The following is a 19,088-nucleotide window of genomic DNA, read 5'->3' as shown; positions in this document are numbered from 1 at the left end:
TGACACCCGGTACGAAGGGGCATTGCCCTGAAGACCTCCTTTGGTTGGGTATTCCAGCCACCTCGGCCCCTGGACCGCGTGTCCCGGGGCTTTTTTTGCCCGCAAGCGCCTGGACTATAGTCATGGGCGGCACATGCCAGAGGGCAAGGGACTTCAATGCGCGCAGCCAGGAAAACGACTGAGGACGGTGTCTACACGATGACCAGCGAGGGCAGGGCGACGGCGCTGTTTCGCCTGGTGCTGTGCTTCATGGCGGTGGTGATGCTGGCCTTCGTGCTGATCGAGGGCTGGCGGATCTGGCGCGACTATCGCCAGGTGTTCATCAACGCCGACCGGGCGGTGACCAACCTGGCCCGGGCTACCGCCCAGCACGCCGAGGATGCCATCCGCCAGGTCGACGCCATCACCGCCGCGTTGGCCGAGCGCCTCGAGGGCGATGGTTTCGATCACATCGACCGGCCCCGGCTGCACGCCTTGCTCAAGCAGCAGGCGGCAATCATCCCGCAGTTGCATGGCTTGTTCGTCTATGCCCCCGACGGCAGCTGGATCGTCACCGACAAGGACGTGGTGCCCCCCGGCGCCAACAACGCCGACCGCGACTATTTCATCTACCACCGCACCCATCCGGACCGTCAGGTGCGCATCGGCTCGGTGGTGCGCAGCCGGTCCACCGGCGACCTGATCATCCCCATCTCGCGGCGCCTGGACTACCCCGACGGCAGTTTTGCCGGGGTGCTGCTGGGCACCATCAAGGTCGACTGGTTCGTGCGTTACTACGGCGACTTCAAGATCGACGAACGCGGCGCACTGGTGCTGGCCATGCGCGACGGCACCCTCCTCGTGCGCCGGCCGTTCGTCGAGCAGGTGATCGGCAGGAGCCTGGCGGCCAGTGCGATCTTCCGCAACCACTTACCCTATACCAGCGAAGGCGTGGCCGAGGCAGTGGCGGTGGTCGATGGCACGCCGCGGCTGTATGCCTTCCGTGCGTTGTCGAGCTATCCGTTGGTGGTGGAGGCAGGGTTGTCGCGTGAATCGATCATCGCCCCCTGGCGCCACGACATGCTCAAGTCGGTGGCGGTGCTGGTGCTGCTGCTGATTGGCCTGGCCGGCTTTGGCTGGGTGGTATTGCGCCAGTTGCGCGAGCGGATCGCCATCGAGCGCGCCTTGCACCAGGCGCATCAGACGCTCAAGGCCATGGCGCTGAACGATAGCCTCACCGGCCTGGGCAATCGGCGTCGACTCGATGCGGTGCTCGAGCCCGAGATCCGCCGCGCGCGGCGCCAGGGGCATTCACTGGCGCTGGTGATGCTCGACCTGGACTACTTCAAACTCTACAACGACCGTTACGGGCACCCGGCGGGGGATGCTTGCCTGCGGCGTTTCGGCGAGTTGTTGCGCCAGGCGCTCAAGCGCCCGGGGGACCTGGCGGTGCGCTATGGCGGGGAGGAGTTCACGCTGCTGCTGCCGGACACCGACACTCAAGGCGCCAGCCTGATCGTTCAGGAGATCCTGCAAGCGTTGCGCCGTGCGGCCATCGAGCACCTGGGCAGCCCGTTGGGGCGGGTGTCCGCCAGTGCTGGTATCGCGGTGGTTGCGCCCTCGCTGGGGCGCGTCACCCCGGAGAACCTGATCACGGCGGCGGACGAGGCGCTGTACACGGCAAAACGCCAGGGGCGGGATCGCTATTGCGTGGCGGGGAGCGTGCCGGTTGCGGCGCGCAGCAACCCCTAGAGGCCGATGCGCATGGCGCAGCGCCCCTCCAGGCCGTGCGCGCGCTCCTGGGCAAGTATCGCGGTCAAGCGTGGGTCCAGCTGTTCGGCCGTCAACAACTCGAAACCAAAACGCGCATAGAACGGCCCATTCCAGGGCACGTCGGCGAACGTGGTCAGGGTCACCGCGCGTAATCCTGCGGCACGGGCCGCCTGGATCGCCTGGTCGAGCAACTGCCGGCCAAGCCCTTGGCCCTGGGCTTGCTGGCACACCGACAGTTCGTGGATGTGCAGGTTGTCGCCGATCACGGCGGCGCAGAGAAAGCCCAGTGGCTGGTCCTGGTCGTTCACGGCGACCCAGCTGCCGTTCTCGGTTTGGAACCGTGCATGTTCCGCCTCAGCCATCACGTCGCTGTCAGCCAGCCAGGCCAGGGCAGGGTATTGCCTGAATGCCTGGGCGGCAGAGCGCTCGAGGGCGGGGAGCCGTGGTAGATCCTGGGCGAGGGTGGGGCGGACGGTCATGAACGGTACTCGCTACGTGGGCTGGGGGTTGCCTGGCGATTGTGCCGCAAAGCGAGTGGCCGATGTTCGCCGGCAAACCATTGATCTGATACGCCCTCTGTAGGAGCGGCTTCAGCCGCGATCACCCGCGCAACGGGTGCCAGGTACCGCGGCGGCTTCATCGCGGCTGAAGCCGCTCCTACAGAGGACAAGGGGGCTTGCGAATTAAATGTTATAATATAACAATTGTTTGTCTTCCTTTCTCTCAGGGCGCCCCCGTGATCCGCAGAAACCCCTCCGGCCATCTCCCCGACATCGCCGTTTCGGCCTACATCGACCCGACCGCGATCATCTGCGGCAAGGTGATCATCCACGACAACGTCTTCGTTGGCCCCTACGCGGTGATTCGTGCCGACGAGGTGGACGCCAGCGGCGACATGCAGCCGATCATCATCGGCGCCAACTCCAATATCCAGGACGGCGTGGTCATCCACTCCAAGTCCGGCGCGGCGGTGCGCATCGGCCAGTACAGCTCGATCGCCCATCGTTCCATCGTGCATGGCCCTTGCCAGGTGGGTGATCGGGTGTTCATCGGTTTCAACAGCGTGCTGTTCAACTGCCAGGTCGGCGACGGCAGCGTGGTGCGGCACAACTCGGTGGTCGATGGCCGTGACTTGCCGGCGCGCTTCTACGTGCCGCCCACCGAGCACATCGGGCCGCATACCGACCTGGGCCGTTTTCCACCGGTCAGTGTTTCGGCGTCCGAGTTCTCGGAGGACGTGGCGCGCACCAACATCGACCTGGTGCAGGGCTACAAGGCCCTGCGCAACGAGTTCTGAGCATGGACGACTTGTTGTTGCGCAATGCGCGGCTGGTCAATGAAGGGCGTGAGTTCGAAGGTGACCTGCTGGTGCGCCATGGCCGGATCGAACGTATCGCCGGCAGCCTCGAGGGGGCCCGGGCGCGCTGCGAGATCGATGCCCGGGGTGCCTGGCTACTGCCTGGAATGATCGACGACCAGGTGCACTTTCGCGAGCCGGGCGCGCCGCACAAGGGCTGCATCGCCAGCGAGTCGCGGGCGGCGGTGGCGGGGGGGATCACCAGTTTCATGGACATGCCCAACACCCACCCGCCCACCCTGACGCTCGAGGCCCTGGCGGACAAGAAGCGCAGGGCGGCGGCCAGTTCGCTGGCCAATTATGGCTTCCACTTCGGCGTCAGCCGCGACAACCTCGACACCATCGCCGCGCTGGACCCGCGCGAGGTGGCCGGGGTCAAGGTGTTCATGGGCGCCTCCACCGGCAACATGCTGGTGGATGACCCGCAGGTGCTGGAAAAGCTGTTCATCTACACCCCGACCCTTCTGCTCGCCCATTGCGAGCACACCCCGAGCATCCTGGAAAACGAAGCCAGGTGGCAGGCGCACCACGGCGAGTTCATCCCGCCTGCCGCGCACCCGTTGATCCGTGACGCCGAGGCCTGCTACCGCTCGTCCAGCCTGGCGGTCGCGCTGGCCCGGCGTTTCGGCACACGGCTGCACGTGCTGCACCTGACCACCGCGCGCGAACTGGAACTGTTCCAGGCGGGCCCGGTGGCGGGCAAGCGCATCACCGCCGAGGTGTGTCTGCATCACCTGCTGTTCGACGACGGCGACTACGCCAGCCTCGGCCACCTGATCAAGTGCAACCCGGCGATCAAGACCCGCAGCGACCGCGACGCCCTGCGCCGGGCCTTGCTCGACGACCGCATCGATGTGATCGGCACCGACCATGCGCCGCACACGCTGGAAGAAAAGCGCCAGCGCTACAGCCGTGCGCCGTCTGGCTTGCCGTTGGTGCAGCACGCGTTGCCAGCGGCGCTCGAGCTGGTCAGCGAAGGCGTGTTGAGCATGGCGCAGGTGGTGGCCAAGACCAGCCATGCGGTGGCCGAGCTGTTCGCCATCCGCGAGCGTGGTTTCTTGCGCGAGGGGTATTGGGCGGACCTTGCCCTGGTCGAGCGACTGGGCACGCCGCGCGCGGTGGCCGACGACCCGGTGCTGGCCCGTTGCGGCTGGACGCCGTTCCAGTCGCGAAGCTTCCAGCATGTGGTGCGCAGCACCGTGGTGTCCGGGCAACTGGCCTGGCACCAAGGGCGCGTACAGCCGCATTGCCAGGGGCTGCCACTGCTGTTCGACCGTCCATGCCCACGGTAGGCGCCGGCTTGCCGGCGAACCCGTCCAGGAGAAACACCATGACCGAAGACCAACTGCTGCAGCAACCCGCCAACGCCTACATGAGCGAACCCCAGCGCCAGTTCTTCCGCACCCTGCTGTTGGCCCAGCGCCGCGACCTGCAAGCGCGCATCGAACAGGAGTTTCGTGCCCTGCGCGAACAGGAAGTGCACAGCGACGCCGCCGACCTGGGCAGCGCCGAGGAGGAACGCCACTGGCAGCTGCGCTCGCTGGAGCGCGAGAAGAAGCTGCTCGACAAGATCGACCAGGCGCTGGAACGCCTGGCCCGGGGCGACTACGGCTGGTGCGCCGAAACCGGCGAGCCCATCGGCCTGCGCCGCCTGCTGTTGCGCCCCACCGCGACCCTGAGCATCGAGGCCAAGGAGCGCCAGGAGCTCAGGGAGCGCCACCTGCGCCGTGACGGCTAGTCGGCATCCAGCACTGGGCGTTGCAACTGCCAGCGTACCGAACTCACGCCTTTCTCCAGGCTGACCCGGCTGACCAGGCGCTCCAGCGAGGTGGGGGCCTGGGGCGTGCCGAGCAGTTCCGCGCGCACTTCCAGGCGCGCCGGATCAGCCAGGTCCTCGCTGTGCAGCGACTGCAAGCGCAGGCCCGGGTCGCTCAGGCTGTGCAGCATCAGGCTGCGCACCTGGATCTCGTCCTCGGCGCGGCAGACGATGCGCACCTCGAAGCGCTGCTCGACCTCGCTGGCCGGCACCATGTCCTGGCGGTCCAGGCGCTGGGCGATGTCGCGCAGCAGGATGTTGGCGCACAGCACCACCAGGCTGCCCAGCGATGCCTCGAGCAGCAGCCCGAGGCTGCACAGCACGCCCACCGCCGCGGTGCACCAGAGGGTGGCGGCGGTGTTCAGGCCGCGTACGTTGAAACCATCGCGCATGATCACGCCACCGCCGAGGAAGCCGATGCCCGACACCACGTAGGCGGCGATGCGCGAGGCGTCGGTGGGTGCCATGCCCGGCACCGCCTGGGTCATCAGCACGAACAGGCAGGCGCCGGTGCTCACCAGCGCGTTGGTGCGCAGGCCGGTCAGGCGCTGGCGCAGTTGACGCTCGGCACCGATCAGGGCACCGAGCAGCAGGGCCACGCTCACGCGCAGCAGAAAGATTTTCCAATCCATAGCGAACTCCGTTGCGCGGGCGATGGCCCGCGGCAGCGCCGGCCGAAGGCGGCGCGAATGAAAGCGAGGAATGCGCAGGACCACACGCGATGCCGGATGGCAACGCGGCTGGGAAAAGGGGGCTCAGCCGTGGAGGGCTGGAGGAAACCACCGTCTACCGTATGCGGCAAGACAGTGGCAGGAACGCTGCCGGACTAGCTCGCCGTGTGGGCCTGTCGCAATCGACTGGGGCTACTGTCCAATGCAGGGGGCTCCTGTTCAGAGGGATGCTTGAGTGCGCGGCGGACCATACGCCTCGACCGCCATCGGGTCAAGGCGCGAAACATGACAATCCGGTTAATCCAGGCGTTGACAGCGGTAGGCCTGGGTCCGGTAGGGGAAGGCGATGCGCTCGCGGCCCTTGAGGTCGGGGTGGTGGTCGATCAGGTCCTGCAGCCGCGTCATGACCTTGTCCTGTTCGGCCTGGGGCAGGGCGGCGATGAAGCTGACCGAGCGCAGCCGCTCGATGATCACGGTCCGCGGGCTGCCTTCGTGGACATGGGGCAGGGTGGTCAGGGTTGGCGGGCTGAACCAGCGGCCGTCAAAAGCCTCGCGCCAGCGGCCTGTATGAAAGCGCGGTGTGTCGCCTTCATAGGGGGTGATGATCTCGGTGATACGCGCCACCCAGTCCACTGACTCGTCACGCACGTTCCAGACTAGCCCCAGGCGGCCGCCGGGCGCCAGCACCCGGTGCATCTCGGCCAGGGCGGCGCTATCGGCGAACCAGTGGAAGGCCTGGGCGCAGACCAGCACCTGCTGGCTGGCGTCGGCCACCGGCATGTGCTGGGCGGTGCCTGCGTGCACGGGCACGTCGGGCAGTTGCTCATGGAGGCGCTCGCGCATGGCGGCCACCGGCTCCACCGCCGTCAGGCGCGGTGCCAGCGAGGTGAGCAGGCGGGTGAACTTACCGGTGCCGGCGCCCAGGTCCAGCACTGTCGTGCCGTTGCTGACGCCCAGTGCGTCGCGCAACCAGTCCAGCAGTGCGATGGGGTAGTCCGGCCGGCCCTGCTCGTAGTTGCCTGACTGGCGGGTGTAGCCGGTGCTGGCCGAGGCGTGTACATCCTTCATGGAAAAACCCTCCGAATGACCTGCCGGCAATGTTACCCTTGCGCCCTTCGTTGCCAACCCCCGGATCGTCCCATGTTGTTCAACCTCGCCATCCTGTTCGGCACACTGGTGGCCATGGAAGGCGTCGGCACGCTGGCCCACAAGTACGTCATGCATGGCTGGGGCTGGTGGCTGCACCGCTCGCACCATGAACCACAGTTGGGCATGCTGGAGACCAACGACCTGTATCTGGTCGCCCTGGGGCTGATCGCCACGGCGCTGGTGGCGCTGGGCAAGGCCGGGCATGCGCCGTTGCAGTGGGTCGGCGGCGGCGTGGCCGGGTATGGTGTGGCCTATGTGCTGGCCCATGACGGCTTCTTTCATCGCCACTGGCCACGGGCGCCGAAGCCGGTCAATCGCTACCTCAAGCGCCTGTACCGGGCGCATCGGCTGCACCATGCGGTGAAGGGGCGCGAGGGCAGTGTGTCGTTCGGCTTCTTCTACGCGCCGCCGCTGCGGGTGTTGAAGCAACAGTTGAAGCGGCGCAGGGGCCTGTAGGCGCGGCTTCAGCCGCGAACCCCGGCAAGGCCGGGGCTTGCACCGCGTTGCCTGCATCGCGGCTGAAGCCGCCCCGACAAAAAACGCGTGCTACGCGCAATCGCCGACGGTGCTACCGGCCTTCTGCCCCCGGCTCACCCACCAGCCAAACCCCGCCGCCGTGAAGAACATGATCAGGCTGTAGATCGCCGCCGGTACCGCCATGGTCGCGTTGTTCAAGAGCGTCGGGCTCAGGGCCAGGGCGATGGCCAGCGTGCCGTTGTGAATACCGATCTCCATGCCGATGGCGATCGCCTGGCGCCGGGGGATGCTCAGCAGCCGCGGCACCCAGTAGCCCACCCCCAGGCTCAGCAGGTTGAACAGCAGCGCGGCGCCGCCCACTACTGGCGCATACTCGACCACCGTCTGCCAGTCCTTGGCCAGCGCCAGCACGATGGTAAAGGCCAGGAACAACGCCGCCACCAGTTTCATCGGTTTCTCCATGCGCGCGGCGAAGCGCGGCGCCCAGTGGCGGATCAGCATGCCCAGCGCCACCGGCAGCAGGACGATGGCGAACACCTGCATGACCTTGGCGAATTGCAGCGGGATGGCCTGGTCGGACGCCATGAACCAGGTCAGCGACAGGTTCACCAGCAGCGGCATGGTGAGGATGGCGATCAGCGAGTTGACGGCGGTGAGGGTGATGTTCAGCGCCACGTCGCCATGGGCCAGGTGGCTGAACAGGTTGGCGGTGGTGCCGCCCGGCGAGGCCGCCAGCAGCATCAGGCCCACCGCCAGGGCCGACTCCAGGCCGAAGCCGTTGGCAATCAGAAAACACACCAGCGGCAGCAGCAGGACCTGGCAGGTCAGCCCCACCAGCACGGGTTTCGGGTATTTGACCACCCGGGCGAAGTCGGCCAGGGTCAGCGACAACCCCAGGCCCAGCATGATGATGCCCAGGGCGAGGGGCAGGACGGCGGTGAGCAGCGGCGAGGCGGTCATGGGCGGTCTCTCGGGCGAAGGATTCCGGGAGTCTAGGTGGAGCTGGAACGATAGCTAATTGCAATACGCCTTTCTTGGTAACCGTTTGTTACTAAACCCACGCCGAGCAGCGGCCCCGGGTCGCGTTGCGATGCCGCGTCCGGCGCAGTAGCATTCCCGCTTTTGCCGAGGATTAGCCTGCCATGCCGTTCCAGCCAGGTCTGCTTGCCACACCGGTGCCGGCCCATGCCCGCCACCTGTTCTTCGCCCTCGATGCGGTCGAGGCCCTGCCCGCTGTCCTGGACCAACTGTTGCCGCAGGTCGACGGCAAGACCCTGATCCTCGCTGTCGGCGCGCCGCTGGCCAAGGCCCTGGGCCGCGAAGTACCTGGCCTGCGCAGCTTCCCGCAGCTGGAGGCCGTGGTGGAGAACCCGGCCACCCAGCACGCCCTGTGGTTGTGGCTGCGTGGCGAGGAGCGCGGCGAGCTGTTCCTGCGCGCCCAGGCCCTGCAGCAAGCCCTGGCACCGGCTTTGCGCCTGGTGGACAGCCTCGAGGGTTTCCTGCACCGCGGTGGCCATGACCTGACCGGCTACGAAGACGGCACCGAGAACCCGGTGGACGAAGACGCCGTTGCCGCCGCCATCGTGCCGGGCGATGTGCCTGGCCTGGCAGGCTCGAGCTTTGCCGCGTTCCAGCTGTGGAAGCACGACTTGAACTACTTCAAGTCGCTGCCCCAGGTAGAACAGGACAACATCATCGGCCGCCGCCTGAGCGACAACGAAGAGCTCGACGACGCGCCCGAGTCGGCCCACGTCAAGCGCACCGCCCAGGAGAGCTTTGAACCCGAGGCGTTCGTCGTCCGCCGTTCGCTGGCCTGGGCCGACGAGCGTGGCGCCGGCCTGGCGTTCGTGGCCCTGGGGCATTCGCTCGACGCCTTCGAGGTGCAGCTGCGCCGCATGAGCGGGCTGGAAGACGGTGTGATCGATGGTTTGTACCGCTTCAGCCGGCCGCTGAGCGGCGGCTACTACTGGTGCCCGCCGCTGACCGAGACCGGCGCTGACCTGCGTCTGTTGCTGGGCTAGTGGCGGCCAGTTCGCCAGCAAGGCTGGCCCCTACAGGTTCACAATGCCCTTGTAGGAGCCAGCGTTGCTGGCGAACCGCTGCTCAGAACGGCACCGCCACCTTCAGTTGGCTGTACACATTGGTCCCGCTCCCCACCTGGTTCCCGCCATTGCTCTGCGCCTTGCGCGGCTTCAGCAATGGCGGGTGATCCGCATCCTGCGCCAGCAACTACCAGGAGATCCAGTGCCAGTTCGGCGCGGACAAGCTGGAGCAGTTGATGGGGTTGTTGAACGAGCTGAAGAAGGTCAAGCCCCGTACGAGCGGCGTCAGCCGCGATGCAGACACCGCGGTACCTGGCACCAGCGTTGCTGGTGATCGCGGCTGAAGCCGCTCCTACAGGGGGCGTGCGCAATCCATGGGGTACGCGGCGAGCTGCAGCGAATCATCGAGAATCTTCAGCAACGACGCCGCCCGCCGTGCATACACCGCCGGGTTCGCATACAACAGCTCCACGTGCAGGCTGTCGATGATCCCCAGGTAGGCATCACCGTACAGCTCCAGCTTGTTGCCATCGCTGCGCGCCCAGGCGTGGCGCTCGCGCAGGGCCTGGCAGAAGCCAAGGCGGATCCGCTCCAGGTATTGCTCGAAGCCCGTGGTGACCACCGAATGGATCGACGCGGGTGGCAGGAACGCCGTGCGCAGCACGAAGCGCAGGTTGGCCGAGCCGGCGTAGCGCTCGGCCAGGTGCAGCGGGTGCCAGTGCCCCGGCGCCTCCCTGCCTGCCGTCTCGTGCACGAAGCCTGCCTCGACGTAGGCGGTCTCATCGGCCAGCGCCCGTTCGAACGCCTGCACGAACAATGCATCCTTATTGGCGAAATGGGCATACAACGACGCCTTGCGCATGCCCGCCAGGGCCGCGATTTCGTTCAGCGACGAGCCGTCGTAGCCATGCGCGGCGAAGTGTTCGACGGCGTGGTCGCAGATGCGCGCGGCGGAAGGGGAAAGGGTTTTCAAGGCGGTCACTCCGGGTTGACGCTGCAGTGCGAGGCGCTGATTGTCTGTGCCAGGGCGGCGCGGGTCAAACCGACGATGACCACCGCGGCCGCCGCCAGCAGCCAGGCCCAGGGCAACGGCCCCAGGGTCGCCAGGTAACCGGCCAGGGGCGTGGCGCTCGACGCGATGCCCAACTGCAAGGCACCCAGCAGCGCCGCCGTGGCGCCCACATCACGCTGTTGCGATGACATCGCCAGGGCCATCAGCGTGGCTTCGCAAATCCCTAAGCCGAACAACGCCAGTGCCACCCCCGCCAGCAGCAGCGCCAGGCCGCCGCCCGCCACGCCACCGGCCACCGCCAGCAGTGCGCCGCCGCCCATGGCCAGCGCGCCCCACCAGGCCACCTGGGCCACGCCGTGGCGCGTCACCCAGTGCCCGGACAACGCCGCACCCAGCAGGATGGCCACGCCGCAGGCGCCGAACACCAGGCCGAAGCGCGTGCTGGAGAGCCCGAAGTGCTGCTGATAGACGTACGCGGAGCCCGCGATGTAGGCGAACAGGAAGAAGAACACCGCCGACAGGGCCAGGGCAGGGCGCAGGAACGCGCCATCGGTGGCGATCCGAGCGTAGGCCGCCCAGACCTGCCGAGGTGCCAGGCGTCCCCGTTTCTCGGCAGGCAGGGTTTCGCCCAGCGCCAGGCTGGAATTGAGCAGCGTCAGCACACCCAGGGCACCCAGCACCAGCATGATCGCCCGCCAGCCAAAGGCGGCATCGACCACCCCACCCAGGGCCGGGGCGAGAATCGGCGCCAGGCCTTCGATGGTCATCAGCAGGGCGAAGATCTGCGCAGCCCGCGCGCCTTCGGCGACGTCGCGGACCATGCTCATGATCACCACCAGGGTGAGGGCACTGGCCAGGCCCTGGAGCAAGCGAGCGAGCAGCAGCGCTTCGAGCGTGGGCGCGGCCGCCGCGGCAAAGGCGGTGACGCTGAACAGCAGCAGGCCGGCAAGCAAAGGCCGGCGGCGCCCCAGCGCGTCCACCAACGGGCCGAACAGCAGTTGCCCGATGCCCATGGCCAGCAGGAACACGGTGAGTGTGAGTTGCACCTGGGGGTAGCTGGTAGCGAAGTCGTGGGCCATCTCCGGCAGGCTGGCCAGGTACATATCGATGGCCGAAGGGCCGAGGGCGCCGATCAGGGCGAGGGAGGCGGCGAAGCGCAGGTTGGAGGACTGCATGAAGGGTATCCATTTAAGCGAAAAATCAACCTACCTATCGGTAGGTTGCGAAGGTTAAGGTGCTTTCCTCCAGGGGTCAATCCCGGCACGGTCGCTGCGCCGTCCACTTGTGCCCCAAATACAGCGTGGCCGCATGTTTAGCGCCACCGGTCCGATCCGTGCGCAATAAACCGAATCCGCCTTAATCGCCGTACTCCCAATCCATGTACGGCACACCGCCGTGCATCCCTTCAGCGATATGAGGTTTTTGCAACCATGGCCAACAAAGACAGCCACATGACGGGTCGCGAGGACAGCCACAAAACCGGCAGCCAGGGTGGGTCGAAGAACCCGGGCAATTTCGCCAACGATCGTGAGAAAGCCTCCGAGGCAGGCCGCAAGGGTGGCCAGAGCACGGGTGGCGGCCAGCGCGAAACCGAATCCGGTCGTAAAGGCGGCCGTTCCTAAGCAAGGGTGTGCAGTGCCGGGTTCGCCTGGCACTGCGTGGTCCCTCTCCCCATCCGTATCGCGCCGCCTGGAGCAAACCAACCTCTCCCGAAGCCCCATCAAAGAATGACAAGCGAGGTGCCTGCCATGGTGGCACTGACCCGTGACACCGCCTTCAAAGTGACCGCCCCGAGCACGGCCCATGGACTGGCGCATCGATACCGGGTATTGCTGGAAGGCCACGACATTCAGGCCGAGGCCAGGCTGGAGGCGCTGTTGCGCCGCGTGAGCACCCTGGACGACGACTTGCCCGATCACCCCGGCCACCTACCCGAATGGGCTGCTGCCCGCGCGGCGCAGGTCGCTCGCGAGCATGCGGCCTATCTACGGCAACGGCGTCAGGGGGCGGGGCGGCGCTACTTTGCCACCCGCGCCCACGCCTTGTGGTTCCTGCAACAGGTCGCGCCGACTAAGGCGGTCGACGGCGCCTGGCTGCACGGCACCCTGCGCCATTGGCGTGACCCGCGCTTCCACGGGCTAATCCGCACTTACCTCGAAGAGCTGGGCGACGGCGACCCGCGCTGCAACCATGTGCTGATCTACCAGCGCCTGCTCAGCCATCTGGGTTGCCTGCAAGGGCTGCCACTGCCCCCCGAACGTTACCTGCAAGGTGCCGTGCAGCTCGCCTTGGGCCAGCACTGCGAACGCTTCCTGCCCGAAGTGATCGGCTACAACCTGGGCTATGAGCAACCGCCGCTGCACTTGCTCATCACCACGCACGAACTGGCCGAGCTGGGTATCGACGCCCATTACTTCCAGCTGCACGTCACCATCGACAACGCGGCCAGTGGCCACGCCCGGCGCTCGCTGGAAAGCTTGCGCCTGCTGTTGCCCAGAGATGACGGCGGCGCGTTCTACCGGCGTGTCCGCCACGGCTACCGGCTCAACGACCTTGGCATCGATACGCCGACGATGATCGCCTCGTTCGACCTTCAAGCCGAACTGCTCGCGGCGTTGGAGCGCAAGCGAGTGTTTGGCCAATTCATGCATTCGGACCGTTGTCGCCTGCTAGGGCGTACTGTCAACCAATGGCTCGCCGAGCCGGGTTCAATCCCCGCGTTCCTTGATGCATTGCAGGCGCAAGGCTGGGTGAAGCGCGACGCAGACCCCGCGCAAAGCCGGCTGTGGACGCTGATCGAGGGCCCCTCTGCAGCCATGTTCGGGGTGTTCAATACCTACGAGAAGCAGCTCTGGCATGACTGGATTGCCGGCAGCTGGCAGGGCCGCGAGATTCGCCGGGTGCCGCCGGGCCAATGGGAGAACGCTCTGGCCCTGGATGATGAGCCGCCTGCAGGACAGCAAGGGTTCGATATCGATCAGTCCATCGAGGCGATGGCCGGCAACCGCCATGCCTTGCCTCAAGGCTTGCAGGCTACCCGTGCCTACATCTTCGCCACGGGACTGGCCAGCGGAGGGCAGGGCTGATGCCGCTCGACCAGAATCAGGCTCACGCTGACGAGGCCTTGCTGCAGCTGGGGCGGCGCCTGCACGCCGACGGCTACCGCTTCACCTGCGTGACCCCGGCCACCCAGGCCCGGGTCAACGGGCGACCCGAGGCGCAGCACGCACGCAACCTGCGTGATGTGTTCGGCTGGAGCCGACCGTTCGCCCCCTCGCTGATCAGTGCCGACGAGGTGGCGCTGCTGACGACGGCGGGCGTGCTGGTAAAGCAGGGTGACCAGTTGCGCAGCACCGTACGCTGGTCGAGCCTGGACACCCTGCTGCTGGTCCATTCGGCCTGGCCCACCGACAGCCATGACGCGGTGTTCTTCGGCCCGGACAGCTACCGTTTCGTCCGGGCCATCCATCACCACCTTCAACATTGCCCCCGGCCGCTGCGGCATGCCGTGGACATCGGTTGCGGCGCGGGCGTCGGGGCCTTGTCGATTGCCCGTGCGGCCCCGCGTGCCCAGGTCATCGCCGTGGACATCAACCCGCTGGCGCTGCGCTACACGGCGGTCAACGCGGCATTGGCCGGGGTCACGAATGTCGCGCTGCAAACCAGCGATCTGCTCAGCAGCGTCAGCGGCAACTTCGACCTGATAGTGGCCAACCCACCCTACATGCTCGACGCCAGCGAGCGCGTCTATCGCCATGGTGGCGGGAGCTTGGGCGCGGGGCTGTCGCTGCGCATCGTCGAGCAGGCCTGCGAACGCCTGCTGCCCGGTGGCACCTTGCTGCTCTACACGGGCGTCGCCGTTGTCGACGCCCGGGATGCATTGCTCGAAGCGATCCGCCTGCGCCTGGCGGGCCCTGCGTTCAGCTGGGTTTACGAAGAGCTCGACCCTGACGTGTTCGGGGAGCAATTGCTCGAGCCTGGCTACGAGCAGGTCGAACGCATCGCCGCCGTGGCCCTGACGGTCACCCGCAACGGCTGATACCGCCATGGCGCGGGCCTGCACGTTTGGGATCGAGGAGGAATACCTGCTGGTCGACGTGGCCACTGGGCAGGTACTGGCGAGCCCTTCACCCGCCGTGGCCCGATGTTGCCGGGAGGTGCTGGGGGCCGCGTTCGCCGAAGAGATGTTCCTCAGCCAGATCGAGGTGGCCTCGCCAGTCTTCGACAGCCTGTACCAGGCGCGCGACTTCCTGGGCGAGCACCGCCAGCGCCTGGGCGAGACCCTTGGCGATTTCGGCGTTGGCTTGTATGGCGCGGCCAGTCATCCCGCCGCCCAGTGGCTGCGCCAGCATCCGCGTGGTACCGCGCATTTCAGGCAATTGTTCGACGACTACCGGCTGGTCGCCCGGCGCAGCCTGCTGAATGGCCTGCATGTGCACGTCGGCGTGCCGGCCGGCGCCGACCGCATGCAACTGATCAACCGCGTGCTGTACTGGCTGCCCTTGCTCCTGTTGCTGAGTACTTCATCACCCCTGTGGGGTGGACAGGACACTGGGTACATGAGCTATCGGCGGGTCATCTGTGGCGAGTGGCCGCACATGGGCCTGCCGGAACCCCTGGCCGACTGGAGTGCGTACCTGCGTTACCGGGCGTTGCTGCAGCGCACCGGCGCGTTGGCCGAGGACGGCGACTTCTGGTGGGCGATCCGGCCGTCACGGCGTTTCCCCACGGTGGAACTGCGTATCTGCGACGGCTGCCCGCGGCTGGAGGATGGGTTGGCCATCGCGGGCCTGTTCCGCCACCTTGTGGAACAGGCCCTGGCGCGCCACGAAGGCATGGCCGTCAGCCGCGAGATGCGCTGGATCACCCAGGAGAACTACTGGCGTGCAGTACGGTATGGCCGTCGCGGGACGTTCATCGGTGCCGTCGTCCAGCAACCGGTGAGTGCCGAAGGCTGGCTGGCGCAATTGCAGTCATGCCTGCCAGCCGACAGCGCCGATGCCGAGCGCTCGTTCATGCAGGCCCGGCGCATTCTGCGCGACGGCACCAGTGCCGATCGCCAGCGCGAGGTGTATGCCCTGGCGCGGGAGAACGGGTTGGCCGGCAGCGAGGCGCTGCGAGCAGTGGCCAGGCAGGTCATGGCCGAGCATTTTCCGAGTGCTGGGTTGCCACAGGGTGAAATCGAGTAAACCTTCGTTGCGCCGCGCAGTCAGTCCTTGCAAGAGCCCGCGTGCATGTGGGCCAGGGAGGTGCCTGATGAAACGCGTCTGCCTGGTGCGGGGCTGCCTGTGGCGCAGCGTCACGCCCCATGAGTTCAGCGGGCTCGAATGCCAATGCTGCGAGCGTTGTGGCGCCCTGCGCTACCATCAGCCGTTCGATACCTAGGCATCGCGCATTTCACTCCCTTTGCGCACGGCATCGAGCAATGCGTCCTTGCCCAGGTTGGAGCGCCCAGCGATACCCTGCTTGCGCGCCAAATCCATCAACTCACGCTTGGTCATGTCCTCCAACCGCTGTTCGGGTCGGGGCACGCCATGGCGGGTCGCCACTGCCCTGCGCGCCGACGACTGCCGTGCCTTCGCTTTAGCGGCCGGGCTCTTCTTCTGCCCCGAGCCACCCTTGCGCTCGCCACCGCCGGATTGCTTGTTCACGGTCGCCCAGGCACGCGCTTGGGCCTCATCCTCGGGAACACCCTTGGCCTCGTAGCTCTGCTCGATATGTTCGGCCTTGCGCTTCTGCTTGTCGGTGTACTTGTCTTTGTCGCCACGGGCCATGGTGGTTCTCCTTCGCGTCAGTGGTTGTCGAGCGTCGGCCCGGCCTGCTGGCGCAGGGCCTTGGCACGTTTTTCCAGCACCAGGTAGAGGATCAGCGCCAGCAGCAGCGGGATCAGGTAATACAGCGTTCGATAGCCCAGCAGCGCGGCGACCAGGGTGCCCTGGCCCAGCTGGCCGTGGAGCAGGGCAAGGAACACCGCCTCCAGCACGCCGAGCCCTGCAGGGATATGTGCGACCACACCCGCCACGCAACTGATCAGCAGCACGCCCAGCACGGACGGGTAGAACAGCTCGGGGGGGAGCAACAGGTGGATCAGCGCCGCCATCAACGCCCAGTTACTGGCCCCGAGCACCACTTGGCACAGCGCCAGGCGCAGGGTCGGTAGCGTGATTTCGTGCCCGCGCAGGTGCCATGTGCGGCGCCGGGCCAGGGCGCAGGCGAGCAGGTAGGTCACCGCCACCGCGACCATCAGCACCCCGATCAGGCGCAGCCCGCCCGCACCCACCGCCCAGCTGGCGGGCAGCTTGACCAGGCCCAGCGCGAATACCGAGCCGGCCAGCAGCAGGTAGCCCATCCAGTTGGTCAGCAGGCCCAGGGTGAGGATGCGGGTGATGGTCGCGGTCTCCAGCCCCAGCCGGCTGTACAGGCGGTAGCGCAGGGCCACGCCACCGACCCAGGTGGTGAAATTGAGGTTGAACGCATAGCAGACGAACGCCACCGGCAGCACCTGGCGCGCCGGCAAGCGGTGGCCGGTGTAAGTGCGGGCCAGCAGGTCGTAGCTGGCGAACACCAGGTAGCTGCCCAGGGCCAGCAGCAGGCCCAAGGCCAGGGTGGTCGGCTTGTAGGCGAGCAGCGACTGGCGCACCTCGTGCCAGTCCAGGTTGCGGGCGAGGTTGAACAGCAGTACCGGGACCAGCACCAGGAACAGCAAGGTGAGCAGGCGCTTGCCCCAGGTCTTGCAGCGTTGCCCGGCCATCAGGTTTTGCCCTCGTGGCAATCGACCGGGGCATCGCTTGGCGCCTGCAGCGGTTGCAAGCGTTGCCGGTGCGCCGGGAACCAACCGGCGATACGCGGGAAATAGCGGGTGAGGTGGAAGCCCAGGAAGATCAGCGGGGCGCGCCACCAGTAACCCCGCACCATGCGCTCCAGGGTGACGGCCTTGCAGTGGTCCCTGGCCAGCTCGGCGAGGTGACGGTGCAAGCCCTGGTTGAAGGCGCGGTCGCGGATCAGCAGGTTGGCTTCGAGGTTGAACGACAGGCTCAGCGGGTCGAGGTTGCTGGAGCCCACGGTGGACCAGTCATCGTCCACCAGGGCCACTTTGCCGTGCAGCGGGCGCTGGCGGTACTCGAGGATCCGCACGCCGTCACGCAGCAGGTAGTTGTAGAGCAGGCGCGACAGCGCGCGCACCCAGCGCATGTCGGGCTGGCCCTGGAGGATCAGCATCACGTCCACGCCACGGCGGGCGGCGTTGCGCAGTTCGCGCAGCAGGCGGTAACCGGGGAAGAAATAGGCATTGGCGATCACGATCCGCTGCCGCGCACCGCGCAAGGCTTGCAGGTAGCACGCCTCGATATCGTTGCGGTGGCGCCGGTTGTCGCGCTCCACCAGCAGTGCGCCGGCGGTGCCGACGGTTGCCCCGGGCGCAATGGCTGGCCGGGGGCTTTCCAGCACCGCTGCCAGCATCCGGCAGCTGGAGGCATGCACCTGGGCCACCACCGGGCCTGTGATTTCCACGGCATAGTCCTGCTTGGCCTGTGGCCCGAAGTCGTCCAGATGGTCGGCGCTGTAGTTGATGCCGCCGATGAACGCCCGCTGGCCATCGATCACCACGATCTTGCGATGCAGGCGGCGAAACAGGTTGGTGCGCACGCCCACCAATCGTGGTTGTGGGTCGAAGGCATGCAGGCGCACGCCGGCGTCGATCAGAGACGCGAGGTAGGCATCGGGCAGGTCCGCCGTGCCGTAACCGTCCACCGCCACCTCCACCCGCACGCCACGGCGCGCCGCGTCGATCAGCGCCAGGCGCAAGGGCTGGCCGACCTTGTCGTCGTAGATGATGAAGGTTTCCAGGAGGATTTCCCGCCGAGCCTGGGCCATGGCCGCGAACACGCGCGGGTAGTACTGCTCGCCATTGATCAGCAGTTCGACCTGGTTGCCCTCGCTCCACGTGTGCTTCACAGGATCACCTCCGCCACCAGGGGGGCATGGTCGGACAAATGTGACCACGGGTAGCGGGACAGCACCCGGGCTTGCTCGGCGCGCGCATTGCGCAGGTAGATGCGGTCCAGGCGCAGCAGCGGCAGGCGGGCCGGGAAACTGCGCGCCGGCGTGCCAAACGCTTCCACCAGCTGCTCGGCAAGCAGCGCATCGGCCTTCAGGCGCCAGTCGTTGAAGTCGCCGGCAACGATCACCGGCTCGGTGGGCGGCAGGCGCCCGAGCAATGCCAGCAGCAGCTCGACCTGGCGCTGGCGGTGGCCTTCGCGCAGGCCCAGGTGCACGCAGATGGCGTGCACCGGCCCATGGCCTGGCACGTCGAGCAGGCAGTGCAGCAGGCCGCGCTCCTCGTTGCCGTGGACCGACACGTCCAGGTTGACGTGGTCGCGGATGGAAAACTTCGACAGCAGCGCGTTGCCATGGTCGCCATGGGGGTAGACCGCGTTGCGGCCGTAGGCGAACTGCGGCCACATGCTGTCGGCGAGGAACTCGTACTGCGGCGCCTCGGGCCAGCCTGGGTGCCGCGAGGCATGCCGCTGGTGGCGGCCATGCACTTCCTGGAGGAATACCAGGTCGGCCCTGCTGGCACGCACGGCCTCGCGTAGCTCGGGGAGGATGAAGCGCCGGTTGAACGGGGTGAAGCCCTTGTGCACGTTGAGGGTCATCACCGTCAGGCGTCGCACCTGGGTGTCGTCGATGGGGCAGGGGGTGGCCAAGGGTTTGTTCACGCAGTCTTCCCGAATTTTTCCAGGTGTCTTGGGTTGCGACCCGGTGGGCGGCGGCCGGGTTCAGGGCGACGGACAAGCGGGCGGCATCACGGGGC

Annotated in this window: 21 protein-coding genes and 1 pseudogene; 12 read left to right on the top strand and 10 right to left on the bottom strand. The window is 67.0% G+C overall.

Features of this window, described 5'->3' with window-relative positions; all coding sequences use genetic code 11:
- The first annotated feature begins 156 nt into the window (after positions 1-156).
- Positions 157-1,731 carry a sensor domain-containing diguanylate cyclase gene (locus tag IM733_RS08065; RefSeq protein ID WP_248920368.1) on the top strand — a complete coding sequence of 525 codons (1,575 nt, stop codon included), beginning with the start codon at positions 157-159 and terminating at the stop codon, positions 1,729-1,731.
- On the opposite strand, the gene IM733_RS08060 is transcribed toward IM733_RS08065, so the two are convergent.
- A complete protein-coding gene (locus IM733_RS08060; RefSeq protein ID WP_248920367.1) occupies positions 1,728-2,231 on the bottom strand; it encodes a GNAT family N-acetyltransferase in 504 nt (167 codons plus the stop codon). The two genes, IM733_RS08065 and IM733_RS08060, sit on opposite strands and share 4 nt — an antisense overlap.
- Positions 2,232-2,488: 257 nt before the next feature.
- On the opposite strand from IM733_RS08060, the gene IM733_RS08055 reads away from it, so the two are divergent.
- Genes IM733_RS08055 through dksA form a run of 3 tightly spaced genes read left to right on the top strand, consistent with a single transcriptional unit; the run spans position 2,489 to position 4,847 of the window.
- Positions 2,489-3,049, top strand: coding sequence for a DapH/DapD/GlmU-related protein (locus tag IM733_RS08055; RefSeq protein ID WP_248920366.1), 561 nt, complete (start codon positions 2,489-2,491; stop codon positions 3,047-3,049).
- A 2-nt stretch (positions 3,050-3,051) separates the two neighbouring features.
- Entirely contained in the window at positions 3,052-4,401 is a 1,350-nt protein-coding gene (locus IM733_RS08050) for a dihydroorotase (RefSeq protein WP_248920365.1), read from the top strand.
- 38 nt (positions 4,402-4,439) lie between these two features.
- The gene (dksA, locus tag IM733_RS08045) at positions 4,440-4,847 is read left to right on the top strand and encodes an RNA polymerase-binding protein DksA (protein WP_248920364.1); all 408 of its coding nucleotides are present in this window, start codon (positions 4,440-4,442) and stop codon (positions 4,845-4,847) included.
- Here dksA and IM733_RS08040 read toward each other — a convergent pair.
- Positions 4,844-5,557: an MgtC/SapB family protein gene (locus IM733_RS08040; RefSeq protein WP_248920363.1), complete on the bottom strand. Its 714-nt coding sequence runs from the start codon at positions 5,555-5,557 to the stop codon at positions 4,844-4,846. The two genes, dksA and IM733_RS08040, sit on opposite strands and share 4 nt — an antisense overlap.
- A 336-nt stretch (positions 5,558-5,893) precedes the next feature.
- On the bottom strand, positions 5,894-6,664 hold the full coding sequence (locus IM733_RS08035) for a class I SAM-dependent methyltransferase (protein ID WP_248920362.1): 771 nt from the start codon (positions 6,662-6,664) through the stop codon (positions 5,894-5,896).
- A gap of 72 nt (positions 6,665-6,736) precedes the next feature.
- Here IM733_RS08035 and IM733_RS08030 point away from each other — a divergent pair, with 72 nt between their 5' ends.
- Positions 6,737-7,201 (top strand): sterol desaturase family protein, encoded by a 465-nt coding sequence (locus IM733_RS08030; RefSeq protein ID WP_248920361.1) that lies wholly within the window; start codon positions 6,737-6,739, stop codon positions 7,199-7,201.
- A 90-nt stretch (positions 7,202-7,291) separates the two neighbouring features.
- Here the strand turns inward: IM733_RS08030 and IM733_RS08025 are convergent, their stop codons facing one another.
- Positions 7,292-8,182, bottom strand: coding sequence for a bile acid:sodium symporter family protein (locus IM733_RS08025; RefSeq protein WP_248920360.1), 891 nt, complete (start codon positions 8,180-8,182; stop codon positions 7,292-7,294).
- Between the two features lie 182 nt (positions 8,183-8,364).
- Here IM733_RS08025 and IM733_RS08020 point away from each other — a divergent pair, with 182 nt between their 5' ends.
- Both IM733_RS08020 and IM733_RS25690 read left to right on the top strand, forming a co-directional pair.
- A complete protein-coding gene (locus tag IM733_RS08020; protein ID WP_248920359.1) occupies positions 8,365-9,243 on the top strand; it encodes a Dyp-type peroxidase in 879 nt (292 codons plus the stop codon).
- 136 nt (positions 9,244-9,379) lie between these two features.
- Positions 9,380-9,536: pseudogene (locus IM733_RS25690) on the top strand (hypothetical protein); the annotation flags it as partial.
- Positions 9,537-9,616: 80 nt separating this feature from the next.
- On the opposite strand, the gene IM733_RS08010 reads toward IM733_RS25690, so the two are convergent.
- Both IM733_RS08010 and IM733_RS08005 read right to left on the bottom strand, forming a co-directional pair.
- The gene (locus tag IM733_RS08010; protein ID WP_248920358.1) at positions 9,617-10,237 is read right to left on the bottom strand and encodes a TetR/AcrR family transcriptional regulator; all 621 of its coding nucleotides are present in this window, start codon (positions 10,235-10,237) and stop codon (positions 9,617-9,619) included.
- Between the two features lie 5 nt (positions 10,238-10,242).
- On the bottom strand, positions 10,243-11,451 hold the full coding sequence (locus IM733_RS08005; protein WP_248920357.1) for a Bcr/CflA family efflux MFS transporter: 1,209 nt from the start codon (positions 11,449-11,451) through the stop codon (positions 10,243-10,245).
- Positions 11,452-11,706: 255 nt separating this feature from the next.
- On the opposite strand from IM733_RS08005, the gene IM733_RS08000 reads away from it, so the two are divergent.
- The 5 genes from IM733_RS08000 (at position 11,707) to IM733_RS25525 (ending at position 15,661) form a co-directional block, all read left to right on the top strand.
- Entirely contained in the window at positions 11,707-11,898 is a 192-nt protein-coding gene (locus IM733_RS08000; RefSeq protein WP_248920356.1) for a general stress protein, read from the top strand.
- Positions 11,899-12,024: 126 nt separating this feature from the next.
- Entirely contained in the window at positions 12,025-13,362 is a 1,338-nt protein-coding gene (locus IM733_RS07995) for an iron-containing redox enzyme family protein (RefSeq protein WP_248920355.1), read from the top strand.
- Positions 13,362-14,315 carry a methyltransferase gene (locus tag IM733_RS07990; protein ID WP_248920354.1) on the top strand — a complete coding sequence of 318 codons (954 nt, stop codon included), beginning with the start codon at positions 13,362-13,364 and terminating at the stop codon, positions 14,313-14,315. Before IM733_RS07995 ends, IM733_RS07990 begins: the two co-directional genes overlap by 1 nt.
- 7 nt (positions 14,316-14,322) lie before the next feature.
- Positions 14,323-15,465: a carboxylate-amine ligase gene (locus IM733_RS07985; RefSeq protein WP_248920353.1), complete on the top strand. Its 1,143-nt coding sequence runs from the start codon at positions 14,323-14,325 to the stop codon at positions 15,463-15,465.
- A gap of 67 nt (positions 15,466-15,532) precedes the next feature.
- Complete coding sequence (locus IM733_RS25525) at positions 15,533-15,661, top strand: PSPA7_2676 family Cys-rich small protein (protein ID WP_283107521.1); 129 nt, start codon at positions 15,533-15,535, stop codon at positions 15,659-15,661.
- Here the strand turns inward: IM733_RS25525 and IM733_RS07980 are convergent.
- From IM733_RS07980 to IM733_RS07965, 4 genes are read right to left on the bottom strand one after another with little or no spacing between them, the layout of a single operon-like run.
- Complete coding sequence (locus tag IM733_RS07980; RefSeq protein WP_248920352.1) at positions 15,658-16,050, bottom strand: termination factor Rho; 393 nt, start codon at positions 16,048-16,050, stop codon at positions 15,658-15,660. The genes IM733_RS25525 and IM733_RS07980 overlap by 4 nt on opposite strands.
- 17 nt (positions 16,051-16,067) lie before the next feature.
- Positions 16,068-17,027: a lysylphosphatidylglycerol synthase domain-containing protein gene (locus tag IM733_RS07975; RefSeq protein WP_248920351.1), complete on the bottom strand. Its 960-nt coding sequence runs from the start codon at positions 17,025-17,027 to the stop codon at positions 16,068-16,070.
- Entirely contained in the window at positions 17,027-18,229 is a 1,203-nt protein-coding gene (gene clsB / locus IM733_RS07970) for a cardiolipin synthase ClsB (protein WP_248920350.1), read from the bottom strand. The genes IM733_RS07975 and clsB overlap by 1 nt, the downstream gene beginning before the upstream one ends.
- Complete coding sequence (locus IM733_RS07965; RefSeq protein ID WP_248920349.1) at positions 18,226-18,993, bottom strand: endonuclease/exonuclease/phosphatase family protein; 768 nt, start codon at positions 18,991-18,993, stop codon at positions 18,226-18,228. The genes clsB and IM733_RS07965 overlap by 4 nt, the downstream gene beginning before the upstream one ends.
- Between the last annotated feature and the right edge of the window lie 95 nt (positions 18,994-19,088).

The sequence above is a fragment of the Pseudomonas entomophila genome, assembly GCF_023277925.1.
GTDB classification, from domain to species: Bacteria; Pseudomonadota; Gammaproteobacteria; order Pseudomonadales; family Pseudomonadaceae; genus Aquipseudomonas; species Aquipseudomonas entomophila_D.
Note: the sequence above shows the minus strand (reverse complement) of the source record. Positions and strands in the feature narration are given on the sequence as shown.

Bases quoted from the DNA above. Each gene is read 5' to 3' on its own strand.
- IM733_RS08030 (WP_248920361.1), top strand. From the start codon at position 6,737: ATGTTGTTCAACCTCGCCATCCTGTTCGGCACACTGGTGGCCATGGAA.
- IM733_RS07990 (WP_248920354.1), top strand. From the start codon at position 13,362: ATGCCGCTCGACCAGAATCAGGCTCACGCTGACGAGGCCTTGCTGCAG.
- dksA (WP_248920364.1), top strand. From the start codon at position 4,440: ATGACCGAAGACCAACTGCTGCAGCAACCCGCCAACGCCTACATGAGC.
- IM733_RS08060 (WP_248920367.1), bottom strand. From the start codon at position 2,231: ATGACCGTCCGCCCCACCCTCGCCCAGGATCTACCACGGCTCCCCGCC.
- IM733_RS08035 (WP_248920362.1), bottom strand. From the start codon at position 6,664: ATGAAGGATGTACACGCCTCGGCCAGCACCGGCTACACCCGCCAGTCA.
- IM733_RS08065 (WP_248920368.1), top strand. From the start codon at position 157: ATGCGCGCAGCCAGGAAAACGACTGAGGACGGTGTCTACACGATGACC.
- IM733_RS08000 (WP_248920356.1), top strand. From the start codon at position 11,707: ATGGCCAACAAAGACAGCCACATGACGGGTCGCGAGGACAGCCACAAA.
- IM733_RS08050 (WP_248920365.1), top strand. From the start codon at position 3,052: ATGGACGACTTGTTGTTGCGCAATGCGCGGCTGGTCAATGAAGGGCGT.
- IM733_RS07980 (WP_248920352.1), bottom strand. From the start codon at position 16,050: ATGGCCCGTGGCGACAAAGACAAGTACACCGACAAGCAGAAGCGCAAG.
- IM733_RS08025 (WP_248920360.1), bottom strand. From the start codon at position 8,182: ATGACCGCCTCGCCGCTGCTCACCGCCGTCCTGCCCCTCGCCCTGGGC.
- IM733_RS07975 (WP_248920351.1), bottom strand. From the start codon at position 17,027: ATGGCCGGGCAACGCTGCAAGACCTGGGGCAAGCGCCTGCTCACCTTG.
- IM733_RS08040 (WP_248920363.1), bottom strand. From the start codon at position 5,557: ATGGATTGGAAAATCTTTCTGCTGCGCGTGAGCGTGGCCCTGCTGCTC.
- IM733_RS07995 (WP_248920355.1), top strand. From the start codon at position 12,025: ATGGTGGCACTGACCCGTGACACCGCCTTCAAAGTGACCGCCCCGAGC.
- IM733_RS25525 (WP_283107521.1), top strand. From the start codon at position 15,533: ATGAAACGCGTCTGCCTGGTGCGGGGCTGCCTGTGGCGCAGCGTCACG.
- IM733_RS08005 (WP_248920357.1), bottom strand. From the start codon at position 11,451: ATGCAGTCCTCCAACCTGCGCTTCGCCGCCTCCCTCGCCCTGATCGGC.
- IM733_RS07985 (WP_248920353.1), top strand. From the start codon at position 14,323: ATGGCGCGGGCCTGCACGTTTGGGATCGAGGAGGAATACCTGCTGGTC.
- IM733_RS08020 (WP_248920359.1), top strand. From the start codon at position 8,365: ATGCCGTTCCAGCCAGGTCTGCTTGCCACACCGGTGCCGGCCCATGCC.